Below are 15,662 nucleotides of genomic sequence, written 5' to 3' on the forward strand. Positions count from 1 at the left end.
GGGTCGCGGGGCGGTCGTGTTTTCGGGGATCGGTTCGAATGGCCGCCCGGGGGAGTCCGGACGGTTTACTGTGACGGCTATGGCCAAGAGAATGACGCGTTTGATCTCGGGTGCGGTCGTCATGGCTGTTTCAGCCTCATTCGGTTCGTCGGTCACCGTTTCGTTCCCGGCGGTGGCGGCATCGACCCAGAGCACGCACCAGAGCGTGGATCAGGCAAAGACGGAGCGGAAGACCCACACCGTCCAGCCCGGGGAGACCCTCTCCGGCATCGCCGCGACGTACGGCGTCAAGGTCGCCGACCTCGCGACCTGGAACCAGATCGCCGACCCCGCCAAGATCAGGGCGGGGGCCGAGCTCGTGGTGAGCGCGCCGGCGAAGCCGACCGGGAAGACCTACACCGTCGCGCCGGGCGACACCTTCTCCGCCATCGCCAAGAAGTTCGGCGTCGACGTGGCCGAGCTGATGGCCTTCAACGGCTACGAGGATCCCACCAAGCTGCTGGCGGGGAGCGAGATCAAGATCCCCGCGGACAAGCCGAAGCTGAAGAAGTACCAGGTCGTCGCCGGTGACACGTTCTTCAGCATCGGCAAGAAGTTCGGCGTCACCGCCGAGGAGCTGATGACCCACAACGGCTACCAGGACCCCACCAAGCTGCTCGCCGGCACGACCATCGAGATCCCGGCCAAGGCCGACAAGCCCAAACCCAAGCCGAAGCCTCAGCCCGGCACCGGTGAGACGGTCTATACGACCGTTGCCGGGGACACCTGGGCGAACGTCGCCAAGAAGTTCCGCGTCACCGAGGAGGAGCTGCGGATCTACAACGGCCACCGTGCGCCCGACAAGCTGCCGGCCGGTTTCAAGCTGTACATCCCGCCCAGCTGACCGCTGGCGGAACCGCGCCGGTCAGACGGCGCGCAGGGCACCCGACCGGCGGCGCCGCATCGCGTCGAGGGACTCGGCGGTCGCGTCGTCGGCCGGCATCAGCACCTGGATCTGCTGGTTGTCGGCCGCCGGCAGCTCGAGCTCCTCGACGTCGAAACGCAGCTCGCCCGCATCGGGGTGGCGCCAGCGCCACACGCCACCGTGGGGCGGGTCATGGCGGGTCAGCCGGTCGGTGAACTCCGATCCGGCGCGCGCCGACATCGACTCGATCAGCTGGCGGGAGGCGCCGGCGTTCGGGCCGCGGTAGAGGTTGGCGACCAGGTCGTCCGCGACCCGGTCCCAGTCGGGGAACGTCTCCCGGGAGCGCGGGTCGAGGAAGACGTACGCCGTCAGGCTGGGCTCGGCGCTGTCGAGGAGCCCCACCGGGCGGGCGAGCAGCTCGAAGGTCGAGGTGTGGACGAGCAGCTCGCCGAGACGGTTGCCGAGCACGGCGACCCCCGGCTCGAACTGCTCGACGAGGGCACGTGCGCCGGGACGTACGTCGCGACCGGAGGAGTAAGGGCCGACGCACTGCCCGCTGGAGGCCATCGCCAGGGTGCGCAGGTGCTCGTGGGCGGCGGCGTCGAGGCGGAGCGCATCACCGATGGCCCGCAGGACCTGGGGCGAGGGGTGACGGTCGCGGCCCTGCTCGATCCGGACGAGGTATTCGACGCTGATCCCGGCCAGCGTGGCCAGCTCGGAGCGTCGCAGGCCGGGCGCCCGGCGACGTACGCCGACCGGGAGACCGACGCTCTCGGGCGTGGTCTGGTCCCGGCGGTCTCTGATGAACGAGCCGAGGGCTCCCGCGTTGGCAGGCATGGCGCCAAGCCTACGGGCTGGCCGGGTGGCCAGGGTGGCCCTGCGGGGGCCAGCCTCGGCTCGGTCTCCCCGCGCCCGACGATCGGCGCGAGTCTGGATGACATGAACGAATCACTACGTATCGCAGTCATCCTCGCCAGCGTCCGGGAAGGTCGCGGCGGCCCGATCTTCGGCTCCTGGATGGCCGAGCAGGCCGAGGCGTACGGCGGTCTCGACGTCGAGCTGATCGATCTGGCCGACCATGAGATCCCGTTGTCGCTGCCCGCCGAGTCGCCCAAGATGGCCGGCGCCGACTACCCGCGGCCCGACGGCCAGAGCGACCTGACCGCCGCGCTCGAGGCGGCCGACGGCTTCGTCATCGTCACACCGGAGTACAACCACAGTTTCCCGGCCTCGTTGAAGTCGGCCTTGGATTGGCACTTCACCCAGTGGCAGGCCAAGCCGGTCGCGCTCGTCTCCTACGGCGGCGACGGCGGCGGTCGGCACGCGACCCTGCACCTGGAGAACGTGCTCACCGAGCTGCACGCCCACCCCCTCCAGGCCCGCCTCGCCTTCCCGCGCTACTGGGAGCGGCTCGACGAGAACGGCCGGCCCAACGACCCGGACTCGGCCGTCTACGCCAAGGCGATGCTCGACCAGCTCGCCTGGTGGGCCGAGGCGCTGCGGACCGCCCGCGCCACCGCCTCCTACCCCGGATGAGACGACAGCGCCCCGGCAGCCGGACGGCTGCCGGGGCGCTGAAAGCCCCGAAGGATCAGGCGGCGACGGCTCCGGTCGCCGGCTCCTCGTCGGTCAGCAGGCCATCCGCCGAGGCGGAGCGGTAGCGGTCGACGTCGAGGATGCCCTCCCGCTTGGCGACGATCGTCGGCACGAGTGCCTGGCCGGCGACGTTGACCGCGGTGCGGCCCATGTCGAGGATCGGGTCGATCGCGAGCAGCAGGCCGACACCGGCCAGCGGCAGGCCGAGCGTCGACAGGGTGAGGGTCAGCATCACGACGGCGCCGGTGAGCCCCGCGGTCGCGGCCGAGCCGACGACCGAGACGAAGGCGATCAGCAGGTAGTCGGTGATGCTCAGGTCGATGCCGAAGATCTGGGCGACGAAGATCGCCGAGATCGCGGGGTAGATGGAGGCGCAGCCGTCCATCTTGGTGGTGGAGCCCAGCGGGACGGCGAACGAGGCGTACTCCTGCGGGACGCCGAGGTTCTTGACCGTCACCTGCTCGGTCACCGGCATCGTGCCCACCGACGAGCGCGAGACGAAGGCGAGCTGGATGGCCGGCCAGGCGCCGCGGAAGTAGGCGATCGGGTTGAGGCCGTTGACACGCAGCAGCACCGGGTAGACCACGAACAGGACGATGGCCAGACCGACGTAGACCGCCACCGCGAACCACGCCAGCGAGCTCAGCGAGTCCCAGCCGTAGGACGCGACCGCGTTGCCGATCAGGCCGAGGGTGCCGAGCGGCGCCAGCCGGATGATCCACCACAGCACCTTCTGCACGATGGCGAGGAAGGAGCGGTTGAAGGCGAGGAACGGCTCGGCCTTCTCGCCGGTCTTGAGCGCCGCGATGCCGATGGCGAGCGCCACGACGAGGACCTGGAGGACGTTGAAGCTCAGCGCGGTCTCCGCGAGCGGGCTCCCGCCGACCTGCTCGACGCTGGTCGATGCCTGGAGGCCGAGGAAGTTGCCAGGGATCAGGCCCTGCAGGAAGTCGAGCCACGACGCGGACGCGCCCGTCTCGGCGGCGTCGGCGGTGCTGACCGCGGTGTTGCTGCCCGGCCGGAAGAGGAGGCCCAGGCCGATACCGATGACGACCGAGATCGCCGCGGTGACGGCGAACCACAACAGCGTCTGGCCCGCGAGCCGAGCCGCGTTGCTGACCGTACGGAGGTTGGCGATCGAGGCGATGATGGCGGTGAAGATCAGCGGTACGACCACGGCCTTGAGCAGCGCGACGAACGAGTCGCCGATCGTGGACAGGGTCGTCGTCAGCCAGTTGGCCTCGTCGCCGGCCCCAGGGCCGATGGCTCGCGCTACGGCGCCGAGGGCGACACCGAGGACGAGGCCCAGGATGATCTGGACCGAGAAGGACGGAAGCGGCAACCGTCGCTTGGCGGGTGCGGTGGGGGCGGTGGACACGAGAGGGCTTCTCCAAGGTTGATGCGGGTCGGGGCTCTGTTGGACCCGAACGCCATGACCAGTACGTGTCTTCCTGGGGTGAGCGCGTTGTGACAGGAGTCTCTCCGCGCTAAGTCATGAAAGACAATCAACCATATCGTGTTTGAGTGGCGTCCGTCAGCGCAGGTCGCTGATCCCGGCCGTGACCGCCGCCTTCTCGATCGCGAGGATCCGCCCTGGCCAGGAGTCAGGCTGGTCGGGCTGGTAGCACGGGTCCTCCTTGTCGCCGGTGCTCGGCGGGCACGGACCGGCGAGCTCGCCGTAGCCGACCAAGACCAGCCGAGTGTCGTACTCGGCGACCAGCTCGGTCTCGAACCAGATGCTGTCGTTGCCGCCCTGCCCCGGGTAGGTCGCCTGCGACCGCGCCGCGCGCTTCGGGCCGGCATCGAGGTCGGCGCTGACATCCCTGGGCAGCGACGTGACGGTCGGGTCGACGCCGAGCTTGTTGGCCGGGCAGACCTCCATCCATTCCATGACCTCGTTGTACGCAGCACCCGCCTCGTTCACGTTCGGGAACTCCAGCACGGCGACATGGACCTGCCCGACCATGGCGCTGTCGGTGTCCCAGCGGTAGTCGGCGGTCACCTTCGCCGCGGCGCCCAGGGTGGAGAGCCATTCCTTCTGGCACGCCAGGGTCGGCACGTCCGGGGTGGGCGTGTAGCGGTTCCAGCCGAGGGCGCTCTCGAAGCGGTCGAGCGCCGGGAGCTCGCCGGCCGCGACCAGGTTGGCGTCGCCGAGTTGTTGCTCTGTCGGGGCGCCGGTCGCCGAGGGGTCGGTGGACGGATCGGTGGACGGATCGCTCGGGGGCGTGGTGCCCACCATCCGGTGGGCGGCGTTGACCGCGGAGGTCTGCAGGGTGGTGGGCTGGACGTAGTCCTGGACGCCGCGCTTCCGGGTCATCACCAGCACCCGGTCCTCGGCGGAGACGACGGCCGTCGCGACCTCCCAGGCCGCGTTCATGTCCGGGTCGTCGGACGGGTAGGTCACCACGTCGATGCTGCCGTTGGAGATGACGTCGCCCTCGACCGGCAGCGTGCCGGCGAGCTCCGCGCCGTCCACGCCGGAGCACGAGATCGCGGCGTCGGAGAGGTCGATGCTCACCTTCTCGGCCTCGTCGGCCGAGTCGAACTCCGCGACGACGGCCTTCAGCGTGCCCGCAGCGTCTGCCATCTCCTCGCCGGGCTTCGCGACGAAGTCGCGGCGGAACGTCGTCGCCGCACCGGAGTCAGCCAGTGAGTCCCTCAGGCACTCGTTGTAGGTGTCGCTGCCCTCCCCGTCGTAGGTCTGCTCCTGGACCCAGGCCGGATAGGGGTCGTCGGCGACCAGGTCGTCCTCGGTGGGCAGGTTGGCGCGGGTGAGGTCGGACGGCGAGGCATACGCCGACTGGCCGGTAGAGGCCGCGATGGAGTCGGCGTTCGGTGCCGGTGCGGGGTCGATGCCTTGGTCGCCGAGCCCGGAGGAGAGGAAGATGATCGGTCCGGCGACGATCGCGGCGACGGCAGCCGTGCCCGCGGTGACGACGGCGCGGGTGCGCCTGCGGATCTGGTCACCTCTCCTGCGGACCTCGGCGGCGGAGCTCATCGGAGCTCCGGGCGCGTCGGCGCGGAACTGGTCCAGGCGGGAGATCGGATCACTCATCTCAGGCCTCCGTCCAGACGGCGCCGGCGCCGGGATTGTCCTCGGCGAGCAGTTCTGCGAGGGCGGCTCGCCCTCGGGCCAGGCGGGCCTTCACGGTGCCGGTGGGGGCGCCGACCTCGACGGCCACCTGGTGGACCGGCAGGTCGGCGATGTGATGCAGGACGATCGCCTGTCGCTGCGCCTCCGGGAGCTTCTTCAGGGCCGCGACGAGAGCCACGTGGGCCTCGTCGACGGCGGGCATCTCGGTGCGCGCACCGACGGCCCGGTCGGCGGCCCGGCCTGCGTACTTCTTGCGGCGCCAGCGGCCGACCGCGAGGCGGTAGGCGGTGGTGCGGACCCAGGCTTCGGGGTAGTCGACCGAGGACATCTTGCGACGGTGCGCCCAGGCGCGGGCGAACGCCTCCTGCACGCACTCGGCCGCCTCGTCGAAGTCACCGATCATGGCGTACAGCTGAGCACACAACCGGCGGTAGGACGCGTTGTACAGCGCGTCGAACTCGTCCTCGTCCATCGTTGGCCTCCCCGGCTGGCTCTCTCTGACGTCGTCCCTGACGCTCGCCCGAGCGTCAGTGTCGGCGGTGACGGGCGTGAGCGTAAAGTTCAATAGCACCTGGGTCCCCTGGTCAGCGCAGGTCCACGATGGCCTGGCTCACGGTGGCCTGGACGGTCTGGGCGACGCGGTTGTCCCACTCGGTGTAGTCCGACGCCTCCTCCGGCGGGCATGCCCTGGTCGGCGGGCACGGTCCACCGGCCTCGGCGTGGGTGACCAGCACCAGCCGCGTCCCGATCTGGGCGACGGTCTGGTGGTCGTACCAGGTGGCGTCACAGTCCTGGCCGCCACAGTCACCGGCATACTCGGCGAGCATCTGCGCGGCACGGTCGATCGCGGGGGTGGAGTCGATCTCGATGGACTCGACCGGCCCGGCCGTGAAGAGCTTCGCGTCGGCCATCGTCGCGGGACAGCCGTCGAGCCAGCCGTGGACCGTCTCGTACGCCGTGTCGGCAGCCGACTTCGTGGCGAACTCGAGCACCGTCACGTTGACCTTGCCGATCTCGCCCGGGTTCTGGAGCCGGAACTCCCGGCTGACCGAGTCAGCGGCCTTCAGCGAGGAGAGCCACGCGCCCTGGCAGTAGAGGGTCGGGGTGGGCTGCGCCGGGACCTGCTGCCAGGTCGCCGACGACTCGCCCTCCAACGGCATCGCCGGCAGGGATGCGGCCGAGACGAGCTGGGCGTCGCCGAGGATGTCGGCGGGCGGGGGCGAGGACGGCGGGTTCGACGCCGGGTCGGATGCCGGCGACGACGTCGATGCGGCCGGCGGCCGGGCACCGACCATCCGGTAGGTGGCGTTGACGGCGGAGGTCCGCAGATCGGTCGGCGGGACGTAGCTCTGCACGCCACGCTTCCGGGTCATCACCAGCACCCGGTCCTCGACGGTCACGACGGCCGTCGCGACCTCCCAGACCGCGTTCATGTCGGGGTCGTCGGGCTGGTACGTCACCACGTTGATGTCCCCGGCCGAGGCGACGCCGCCCTCGACCGGCAGCGAGCCGGCGGTCTCGGCGTCGAGGGCGGAGCAGCTCGCTGCGGTCTTCGAGATCTCGGCGCGGGCCGCTTCGGCCTCCTTGGCGGAGGCGAACTCTGCGACGACCGCCTTCAGCGTCCCGGCAGCGTCCGAGAGCTCCTCGCCGGACCGGGGGAGGAAGTCGCGGCGTACGGCAGCGGTCGCCCCCATGTCCCGGAGCGACTCGGGCAGGCACTCGTTGTAGTCGCTCTTGCCCTCGTCGTCGTACGTCTGGTCCTCGACCCACCGTGGATAGGGCTCGTCCGCGACTAGGTCGTCCGCGCTCGGAAGATGGGCACGGGTGAGGTCCGCGGCCGGCGCCGAGGACGACGGGCTCGGCGCCGTGCTCGGCGTCTGGCTCGGCGCCGGGGCGGGGTCCGGCTCGGTGGCCCGCTCGCCGAATCCGGCGGAGAGGAAGATGATCGGCCCGGCGACGACCGCGGCCAGGGCTACCGCACCGGCGGTGACGATGGCGCGCTGGCGGCGTCGGATCTGATCACCCCGTTGGCGTACCTCGGCTGCGGACTTCATCGGTGCTCCAGGGGTGTCGGCGCGGAACTGGTCCAGACGCGAGATCGGATCACTCATCTCAGGCCTCCTTCCAGACGGCGCCGGGTGTTTCGTCGGCGAGTAGCTCGGCCAGCGTGGCTCGTCCTCGGGCCAGGCGGGCTTTGATGGTGCCGGTGGGGGCGCCGACCTCGGCGGCCACCTGGTGGACCGGCAGGTCGGCGATGTGGTGCAGGACGATGGCTTGGCGCTGAGCCTCGGGGAGCTTCTTGAGCGCGGCGACGAGGGCGACATGGGTCTCGTCCACGGCCGGCATCTCCATCCGGATGCCGACGGCTCTGTCGGTGACCCGGCCTGCGTACTTCTTACGGCGCCAGCGGCCCACGGCGAGGCGGTAGGCGGTGGTGCGGACCCAGGCCTCGGGATAGTCGACCGAGGACATCTTGCGACGGTGCGCCCAGGCGCGGGCGAACGCCTCCTGGACGCACTCGGCGGCCTCGTCGGAGTCGCCGATCATGGCGTACACCTGCGCGCACACGCGGCGGTAGGACGCGTTGTAGAACGCGTCGAACTCGTCCTCGTCCATCGCTTGCCTCCCCCAGACTGGGCCTTGCCGATCTGGCCCTGCGCCAGCCTCGATCAGTCAGATGCATGGGAGGCGGGTCCGGTTGCATCCGGACGGGAAATACCGAGAACTGCTCAGAGGTAGTCGAGTCGGTAGGCAGCGCGCTTGGCGAGCGCGACGAAGTCGGAGTTGCTGATGTCGGCGTTGCCGTCGGGCACGAAGCTCATCTGGGCGACGTTGGCACCTCGCCGGATCGCGGCCATCCGGTAGTAGATGGAGGAGTTCTCGAGCTCGACCCGGATGTACCACACCGTGATCGCGCCGTCCTTGATGTTCTCGGTCGCGACCTGGGTGACGTGGCTGCCGAGCTGCTTGTCGCCGCACTTGTCCAGCCGCCCCTTGATGGCGACGTTGAACGCCTGCGCCTCCTTGGCGGAGCCGAACTTACCGACCGTCTCGGTGAGCCCGAAGATGGGAGCGAGCTTCTTCTTCGTCTCCGGGATGACGAAGGACCGGTTCTGGGCGCCGGACATTCCCTTGGCGTTGAACTGGGTCTCGTCACAGCGGGTCTGGGCCGGGTTGGTCTTGGCCGGCTTCGCCTCGGTGCCCTCCCACGGATCGCCGATGGTGGCGACCGGAGGCAGATCGGTCTCGTTGATCAACCCGGGCGCCTTGCCGGTGGGGAGCGGGACCACGGTCGCCCGCGGTCGCTTGGTCTCCACGCACGCACCTGCGCCGGGCATCGAGCAGAGCTTGTGGACCGCGGTGCCGAGCATGGTCGAGGTCCTGGCCGCGGTCGTGGTGGACTTGCCGTCGGTCTTCACGGTCACCGCGGCGGTGTGCCGACCGGTGCGTGCGACGCCGTAGGTCACCGCTCGGTTGTTCTCCCAGTCGCGGTAGCTGAACAGGGTGGCCTCGTCGCCGATGCCCTGGACCGACTCGGTGAACATCAGCTGGTAGCGGGGCTCGGCACATGCTGCGTACCACCCCTGCATCTTCTTGTACGCAGCGGCCGCCGCCTTCGCGTCGACGGACGACTCGATCGTGGTGCCGGCGGTGGTCGCCTTCGCCTGGGCGGTGAAGGTGCGTGCCAGGCTCGCCACGGGGCGCTTGTCGGCGGAGGTCTCGACCTGGCAGGGGATGGTGAGACCGGTGCCCTCGAGGTTGTCGGAGGAGATGTCGACGGCCCAGCTGCCGCCGTAGATCTTCGCCACCTCCTCTTCGGTCATCAGGTCCTTGGCAGTCAGCTTCTTGCCGGGGATCTGGCTCGGCTCGACCTCGAACTCCTCGGCCGCCGACTGCATCGAGAGCGTGTTGAGGCGGGGCTCGGTCTCGGCGTCCTGGGTGACGAAGAAGCCGGTGCCGACCAGGGCGGCGATGGCCGCGGCCGCGCCGATGGCGGTGTGCACCCGCCGCCGCACGGCACCGGCGGTGGTGATCGTGGAGGTCTTCGGCCAGGGCTGCTCGGTGAGCACGTCGACCAGCGGGTCGAAGATGGACTGCAGCTGCTCGGGCGCGATCCCGAGCTCGGCGCAGATCGCGGCGTTGGCGCCCTGCAGGTCGGTCTCGGTGCGGCTGATCGGGGTGCCGACCTCGCGGGCCAGCTGGGCCAGGTCGACGCTGGTGAGGTGGCCGAGCAGGAAGACCTTGCGGTCGTGGAGCGGCAGGCTGCGCAGCGCGGCGAGGGTGCTCCGGGCCTCCGGCGCGATCGTCTGGTCGCGGTGGAGCAGCGGCACCGAGTGGTTGCGGATCGCCTTCGACCAGGCGATCGGGCGGACCCAGTCCTCGCGCTCGAAGTCGTCCATCGGCTTCACCTTGCGCCAGTGGTGCCAGGTGATGATGAGCGCCCCGCGCACGGCGGCCTTGGCGGCCTCCAGATCCCCGGTCAGCGACCAGGTTTGGAGAAGGAGGCGTCCGCGGACGTCCTGATAGAACGCCTCGAAGGTCTCGTGGTCTGCCGCGGTCATGCCCATGTCAGCGGTCAACTGTAGGTGATTCGATCGAATGAACGGCAATACCCGCAGATGCACAGGCGGGTATCAACCGCTGTGACCAAGCCGGGGACGTACCGTGGCGGCGCGTCGCCGAGATCGAGCCGACGCGGGTTGCGAGGATGAGTGGCGATGTCGTCCTTGCTGCCTCCTCGCACCCCTGACCGTGGGCTCGCCGCGGATGATCTCCACGATCTCCGCCACCGCCGCCCACTGGTCGCGGCCGCGCTGCTGGGCGGCACCGGCACGGCGGCCTCCACGCTGGTCGTGTGCCTGGCCATCGGCATCCTCGGCTGGTTCATCAGCGACATGGGCGCCCACGGAGAGCCGTCCGACGCCCTGCGTGTCGCCGCGCTCGGGTGGCTGCTCGGCCACGGCTCCGGTGTCGTCGTCTCGGGTGTGGCGATCACCGCCGTCCCGCTCGGGCTCACCCTCGTCCTCGCCTGGGTGATGTGGCAGGTCGCCATCCGGGTCGGGGACGCGGTCTCGCTCCACGGCCCGGACGCCAACGCCCTCGCCGACGGTGAGCGCGACCTGACCGTCCCGGTCGTGGCCGGGCTCTTCACGCTCGGCTACACGGCGGTGGCCGTGGGGACCGCGGCCGTCGCCGGCACCCCGGCCACCGCGCCGAGCATCGCCGGGGTCTTCGCCTGGTCGGTCGGGCTCTGCGTGGTCGTGGCGCTGCCCGCCATCGCGGTCGGCTCCGGCCGTGCCGCGCTGTGGATCACCCTGCTGCCGCGGGCTGCCGTGGACGTACTCGTGATGGTCCGGTCGATCCTGCTCTGGTGGTTCGCGGTCAGCACCCTGGTGTTTTTCGCGGCGCTCTTCGCCGACTTCACCACCTCGATCAACGTGGTCTCCCAGCTCCACCTCGACCTCGGCGGGATCATCCTCTACTCGCTGCTCGCCGTCCTCGTGCTGCCCAACGCGGTGCTCTTCTCCAGTTCGTACGTCCTGGGCCCGGGGTTCACCGTCGGCGTCGGCACCACGGTGACCCCGACGGCGGTGACCCTCGGCCCGCTGCCGATGTTCCCGATGCTCGCCGCGCTGCCCGACAACGGCGCCCCGCCGGCCTGGGTCGCCGCCGTGATGGCGCTCGGACCGCTGACCGCCTTCTGGGCCGTCTGTCGCGTCGGCCGGGTCCGGCCCACCCTGCGCTGGTCGGAGGGCGCGCTGCGCGGTGTCAGCGCCGGAGTCGTCGCCGGCCTGCTCGTCGCGATCGCCTCCGGCGTCGCCGGTGGTGCCGTCGGCCCCGGCCGGATGCTCGACGTCGGGCCGTACGCCGGGCAGGTGCTCGTCAATGCCATCGCCTTCTTCGGTCTCGCCGGTCTGCTTGCCGGGCTCACCATGACCTGGTGGCACCGGCGTACGCTCGCGGCCGCCGAATGATGCACCCGATCGGGTAGTAGGCCCCGTTGGCTAGCGTGGATCGAGACGGTATCCGTAGCTGTTGACGGTGTGGATGATCCGCCGCATCCTGCGCTCGCGTGCGATGTCCACGTTTGGAAGGTGATGGATCTTCCAGTTCGGGTCGGTCTCGATCTTGTCGCGGAGGCGGCTGATGTGGGTGTCGAGACTGCGGTCGCTGCCGGGGTTGCGACCGTTGGCCGCTGCTATGAGCAGCTGTTTGCGGGGGACCGCTTGGTGAGCATGATCATGGAGCAGGCGAAGGATGCTCCATTCGGCGATGGTCAGCCCGATGGCATCAGCGTCGCGTAAGAGCCGGATGCCGCGGTCATCGAAGAGAAGCGGACCGTTGAAGCTGTCGAGCGTGATGTGCGGTCTTGCTTCGTCTGTGCGTGACCATGTGGCCGATACCTCTGGTGGCATGTCGGAACTATCTCCTCGACCTTGCAGGGCTCGGCCGACTTTCGGTTAATGGTTGATCTTTTGTTTACCGCCCTTAGTAAAGAAAGAGGCAGGAAGTCGGTAGATCTTCGCGACCTGTCCGCATGATCAGTCCGGAAAGATGTGGATCTGCTCCAGAGGCTGGATCGGGCCGGGACTCGGAGTTGTGTTGTCTTGGTTCTCGAGGAGTTCTGTTGAAGGTCCCCCACATCGCAATGTGGTCTGCCCGGAAGCTTCGCCATGGTGCCGGATTCGCTGTTGGCCTCCTCGCGGGGTGGTGGCGTCGCCGACCGGTCCTGACGGGGATCGTCGGAGGCCTCGTCGCGGTCAGCCTCGTGACCGGCTCAGCCTCGGCCGCGTTGGTAGCTGCGTCGAGCGAGTCGCCCGCGGCGAAGCGTCTGCTGGCTGCGTTGGGCCTGGCGACCGCGGATGTGTCGGACGTGGAGCCGGAGGAGTACGACCGGTACGCGAACTCGGATGTGGATTGCACGAAGGTCGATCCTGCGTCCCCCGCTGCGGACTCGGCGGCATTGGCGGCCGAGATTTCGGCGGTGTGCGACGTGGAGGTGGCGATCGGGGAGCGGAACACTCCGTGGGACACCTATTACGCAGTCAATCAGGGCTCGGCGACGAAGCTGGTGCGGACCGCGGCTGCGACCCGGACGAAGATCTCAGGCGAGTGGAAACCGGTGGAGCCGGGCCTGGTGCGGGTGGCGGGGTCGGATGATCTGACGTTGGTTTCGGGTGTCTACGACTTCAGATTCGACGCAGGCCCGATCGCACCGGGGGCGACGTTTGCGTCGATGACCGATCCGGGTGTGACTGATGCGGGGGTTTCGGTCGGGTTCGAGCTGCCGGTGGGCTTGGGCGTGGCCAAGGTCGAGGACGTCGTTTCTGGGGCGGGCGAATCGAGCGTGGGGTCGCGAGTGTCGTGGCCGGTTCTGGATGCTGCAGGGTCCCCGATCGCGGGTGCTCGCCTATTGGCGTCTGTCGAACGTGACGCGGCGGGAATGGTCCCGGTTCTGCGGGTGGACTCTCTGGCTGCCTTCAAGGCGGTCGAGGCGGCGTCTGCAGAGGCCGGCTCGGATCAGGTCGCGTTCGAAATGACTCTCAAGGGTGCGCAGTGGAAGCCGCAGGCGGATGGGTCCGGTCCGGACGGTGTCGCTGCGGATGGAACGCTGGAGGCGGTGAATGGCGAGGGCGAGGTCGTCATGGTTTCGCCGGTGGCGCGTCAGTGGGATGCGGCGGGTTCCGAGCAGGTGGCGGCCGAGAGCGGTGAGCCGACGACAAGCTCGAGCGAGAAGTCCTCGGCCGCTGAGGCATTGGAAGCAGAATCGTCGGGAAGCGGGTCAGGCCCGGACGTATCGGCAACGAAGGCGGTTGGTGATGATCGTGCGGGGGCGCCACTCGCGGGTGACAAGGTCAAGTTGATGCACACGAAGGTCGCTGCGAACGGCCGCTCGTTCACGGCCGCAGTCGATGAGGCGATGGTCATTGACGGCCAGACTTCGTGGCCACTGCATTTTGATCCGGCCGCGACGAACTCGCGTACCGAGTGGACGATGATCGAGTCGGCGTTGCCGTCCTCGTCCTCGGGGTACAAGTTCAGCAGCGACAACGGAACTGGGGTGGGCCGGTGCGTCTACGGGGTCGCGGCTGAGTGCAACCGGACGACGACCAAGCGCCTGATCTGGGAGTTCGGCGGCCTGGGCGAGTTCGTGGTGCTGGAGCCGCGCGAGCTGATTTCGGCGTCGTTCTCGGCGTGGGGAACGCATTCCTACAGTTGCACCGACAAGATGGTGAAGTCCTACCGGATGGCGGACTTGACCTCGTCTTCGACCTGGAACTCGCACGCCGGCTACTTCACCTCCGATCGGGAGATGGGCGTCAAGACGCTGCATCACAAATCGGGGTGCCCCAAGGGCCCACAGTGGGTCGAGTTCGATGTCTTGTCGGGGGCGAAGCAGAAGGTCGAATGGAACGACGACACCTTCACTATCGGCCTGGCGGTGGCGGATACATCCTCGATGGCGGGGTGGAAGCGGTATCGGTGGGATGCGAAGCTCGAGGTGGAGTACAACCGGGCCCCGAATACGCCGACCAGCATGTCGACCGATGGACGGGGCTGCACCACCGGTTCGGGTCGGCCGCTGTTGAACGAAGGTGGCCCCTTGTTGTCGGCCTTGGCCAGCGACCCGGACGGGGACAACTCGCGGGTGCGGTTCACCTTGCAGAAGTATTCCTCGGGAGCATGGTCGACGGCGTGGACCTCGGGCTACACCTCCGAGCGTGGATCCACGAGCGCCCACACGACCTCTGGGCTGGGGATGCCATCGTTGGGCACGGCAACGTATCGGTGGCGCGCAACGGCGTATGACAACGTCGATATTGCCAAGACTCGCCCAGGCGATGTGGCGTTCGGATCAGCGGCGTCAGCGTGGTGCGAGTTCGGGGTCGATCGGACCGACCCGGGTGCACCGACGTTCGACGTGTTGAAGCTGAGCGATGATCCCAGGGCCCAGGCGGTCTATGACGACCCCGACATGGACTTGGGCGGAGTCGGGCAGACCGGATGTTTCCGGATCAAACGAGGCGCGAACTCCTCCGACGTGGTGAAGTACGAGTATAAGTTCTCGCCTCAGGCCAGTGTGACAACGGTGTCTTCGACGAGCACGTCGATCGTGGTGTGCTGGGCGCCGACGGTGGCGAACTCAATTACGTTGACGGCATCGACATACGACAAGGCGTTGAACAAGTCGAACCCGGGCACCTTGAAGTTCACGGTCGCGACCGCGCGTGAGGACGGCATCTGGTCCTTCGACGACGTCAGTGCCCCGGGACGTGACGTCTCGGTCAAGGACACCGGGGAACAGGAGCCGGCAGGAACACTGGTTCTGGATGGCGTCGATTACTCGGTCCAGGGCCCGCACGGGGCGTTCGGTGCTCGTGATGACGACTTCGCGTTGGGGTTCGCTGGCATCGCGGACGAGGACGTGCACACTGAGGCGCAGGTGATCGATACCAAACAGTCGTTCGTGATCTCTGTGCACGTGAAACTGGATGCTTCGTTCAATCCGAACGCGTGGGGCACGGTCCTGTCCCAGGAACTGGGCGGGAACGATGGGTTCCGTTTGGGATATCTCCCGAACGCGTCGACGTCGACTGCGGACTGTCCGGCCCCGGGCACGGGGTGTTGGGCCTTCATCGTTCGAGACAAGAACAACGCCTCGAAGTTGGTCTACGCCAAGAGCGCGGCGAAGTTCGGCGAGTGGGTCCACTTGACCGCCGAGTACGACAAGGGCGCAGCGACAGATGCCGATGACAGGTTGCGGTTGTGGACGTGTCAGATCGGGACTCCTGATGCACCCGAGGACGCGGAGGTGTTCCGCTCGGATGCCACCTTCACCGGCCCGTTGGCGCTGCCGCGCGGGAAGTTCTACGTCGGCCACGGCTTCTACCAGGGCAACCCCTCTGACCGAATCAATGGCGTGATCGACAACATCCGGATCTTCAAGGGCGACGTGCTCGCTGAGGCGAAGGTCCGTCGGATGTGTCAGGGCGCTGAGGCGTGGCAAGGCCAAGACGAGGACAAGTTCCTCAACCCCACCCAGAACTGACGCGCGAGAAGAAGCGA

Annotated in this window: 13 protein-coding genes; 4 read left to right on the top strand and 9 right to left on the bottom strand. The window is 68.7% G+C overall.

Annotated elements, in window-relative coordinates:
• Positions 1-195, bottom strand: a 195-nt coding sequence (locus ACFVJS_RS11780; protein ID WP_378879833.1) for a hypothetical protein, incomplete at its 3' end; no start/stop codon positions are given.
• A 10-nt stretch (positions 196-205) separates the two neighbouring features.
• Between ACFVJS_RS11780 and ACFVJS_RS11785 the strand changes: the two genes are divergently transcribed.
• Complete coding sequence (locus ACFVJS_RS11785) at positions 206-883, top strand: LysM peptidoglycan-binding domain-containing protein (protein ID WP_378879836.1); 678 nt, start codon at positions 206-208, stop codon at positions 881-883.
• A 21-nt stretch (positions 884-904) separates the two neighbouring features.
• On the opposite strand, the gene ACFVJS_RS11790 is transcribed toward ACFVJS_RS11785, so the two are convergent.
• Positions 905-1,741: a helix-turn-helix domain-containing protein gene (locus ACFVJS_RS11790; RefSeq protein ID WP_378879839.1), complete on the bottom strand. Its 837-nt coding sequence runs from the start codon at positions 1,739-1,741 to the stop codon at positions 905-907.
• A 102-nt stretch (positions 1,742-1,843) separates the two neighbouring features.
• Between ACFVJS_RS11790 and ACFVJS_RS11795 the strand changes: the two genes are divergently transcribed.
• Positions 1,844-2,440 carry an NADPH-dependent FMN reductase gene (locus tag ACFVJS_RS11795; RefSeq protein ID WP_378879842.1) on the top strand — a complete coding sequence of 199 codons (597 nt, stop codon included), beginning with the start codon at positions 1,844-1,846 and terminating at the stop codon, positions 2,438-2,440.
• A 55-nt stretch (positions 2,441-2,495) separates the two neighbouring features.
• Here ACFVJS_RS11795 and ACFVJS_RS11800 read toward each other — a convergent pair whose 3' ends face one another.
• From ACFVJS_RS11800 to ACFVJS_RS11825, 6 genes are all read right to left on the bottom strand, one after another.
• Entirely contained in the window at positions 2,496-3,878 is a 1,383-nt protein-coding gene (locus ACFVJS_RS11800; protein ID WP_378879845.1) for a dicarboxylate/amino acid:cation symporter, read from the bottom strand.
• 156 nt (positions 3,879-4,034) lie between these two features.
• A complete protein-coding gene (locus ACFVJS_RS11805) occupies positions 4,035-5,555 on the bottom strand; it encodes a hypothetical protein (RefSeq protein WP_378879848.1) in 1,521 nt (506 codons plus the stop codon).
• 1 nt (position 5,556) lies between these two features.
• Positions 5,557-6,066, bottom strand: coding sequence for a SigE family RNA polymerase sigma factor (locus ACFVJS_RS11810; protein WP_378879850.1), 510 nt, complete (start codon positions 6,064-6,066; stop codon positions 5,557-5,559).
• 112 nt (positions 6,067-6,178) lie between these two features.
• Positions 6,179-7,705 (bottom strand): hypothetical protein, encoded by a 1,527-nt coding sequence (locus tag ACFVJS_RS11815; RefSeq protein ID WP_378879852.1) that lies wholly within the window; start codon positions 7,703-7,705, stop codon positions 6,179-6,181.
• Position 7,706: 1 nt separating this feature from the next.
• Positions 7,707-8,210, bottom strand: coding sequence for a SigE family RNA polymerase sigma factor (locus tag ACFVJS_RS11820; protein ID WP_378879854.1), 504 nt, complete (start codon positions 8,208-8,210; stop codon positions 7,707-7,709).
• A 113-nt stretch (positions 8,211-8,323) separates the two neighbouring features.
• Positions 8,324-10,174: a hypothetical protein gene (locus ACFVJS_RS11825; protein ID WP_378879856.1), complete on the bottom strand. Its 1,851-nt coding sequence runs from the start codon at positions 10,172-10,174 to the stop codon at positions 8,324-8,326.
• Between the two features lie 138 nt (positions 10,175-10,312).
• On the opposite strand from ACFVJS_RS11825, the gene ACFVJS_RS11830 reads away from it, so the two are divergent.
• Positions 10,313-11,569, top strand: coding sequence for a DUF6350 family protein (locus tag ACFVJS_RS11830; protein ID WP_378879858.1), 1,257 nt, complete (start codon positions 10,313-10,315; stop codon positions 11,567-11,569).
• Positions 11,570-11,599: 30 nt separating this feature from the next.
• On the opposite strand, the gene ACFVJS_RS11835 is transcribed toward ACFVJS_RS11830, so the two are convergent.
• Positions 11,600-12,010 (bottom strand): winged helix-turn-helix domain-containing protein, encoded by a 411-nt coding sequence (locus tag ACFVJS_RS11835; protein WP_378879861.1) that lies wholly within the window; start codon positions 12,008-12,010, stop codon positions 11,600-11,602.
• 212 nt (positions 12,011-12,222) lie between these two features.
• Between ACFVJS_RS11835 and ACFVJS_RS11840 the strand changes: the two genes are divergently transcribed.
• Positions 12,223-15,645, top strand: a complete 3,423-nt coding sequence (locus tag ACFVJS_RS11840; protein WP_378879863.1) for a hypothetical protein — start codon at positions 12,223-12,225, stop codon at positions 15,643-15,645.
• Positions 15,646-15,662 lie beyond the last annotated feature (17 nt).

Source organism: Nocardioides sp. NPDC057772 (assembly GCF_042798075.1).
Taxonomy (GTDB): Bacteria; Actinomycetota; Actinomycetes; order Propionibacteriales; family Nocardioidaceae; genus Nocardioides.

Coding starts and splice junctions, on each gene's coding strand:
- ACFVJS_RS11815 (WP_378879852.1), bottom strand. CDS start 7,705: ATGAGTGATCCGATCTCGCGTCTGGACCAGTTCCGCGCCGACACCCCT.
- ACFVJS_RS11820 (WP_378879854.1), bottom strand. CDS start 8,210: ATGGACGAGGACGAGTTCGACGCGTTCTACAACGCGTCCTACCGCCGC.
- ACFVJS_RS11795 (WP_378879842.1), top strand. CDS start 1,844: ATGAACGAATCACTACGTATCGCAGTCATCCTCGCCAGCGTCCGGGAA.
- ACFVJS_RS11790 (WP_378879839.1), bottom strand. CDS start 1,741: ATGCCTGCCAACGCGGGAGCCCTCGGCTCGTTCATCAGAGACCGCCGG.
- ACFVJS_RS11810 (WP_378879850.1), bottom strand. CDS start 6,066: ATGGACGAGGACGAGTTCGACGCGCTGTACAACGCGTCCTACCGCCGG.
- ACFVJS_RS11830 (WP_378879858.1), top strand. CDS start 10,313: ATGTCGTCCTTGCTGCCTCCTCGCACCCCTGACCGTGGGCTCGCCGCG.
- ACFVJS_RS11835 (WP_378879861.1), bottom strand. CDS start 12,010: ATGCCACCAGAGGTATCGGCCACATGGTCACGCACAGACGAAGCAAGA.
- ACFVJS_RS11805 (WP_378879848.1), bottom strand. CDS start 5,555: ATGAGTGATCCGATCTCCCGCCTGGACCAGTTCCGCGCCGACGCGCCC.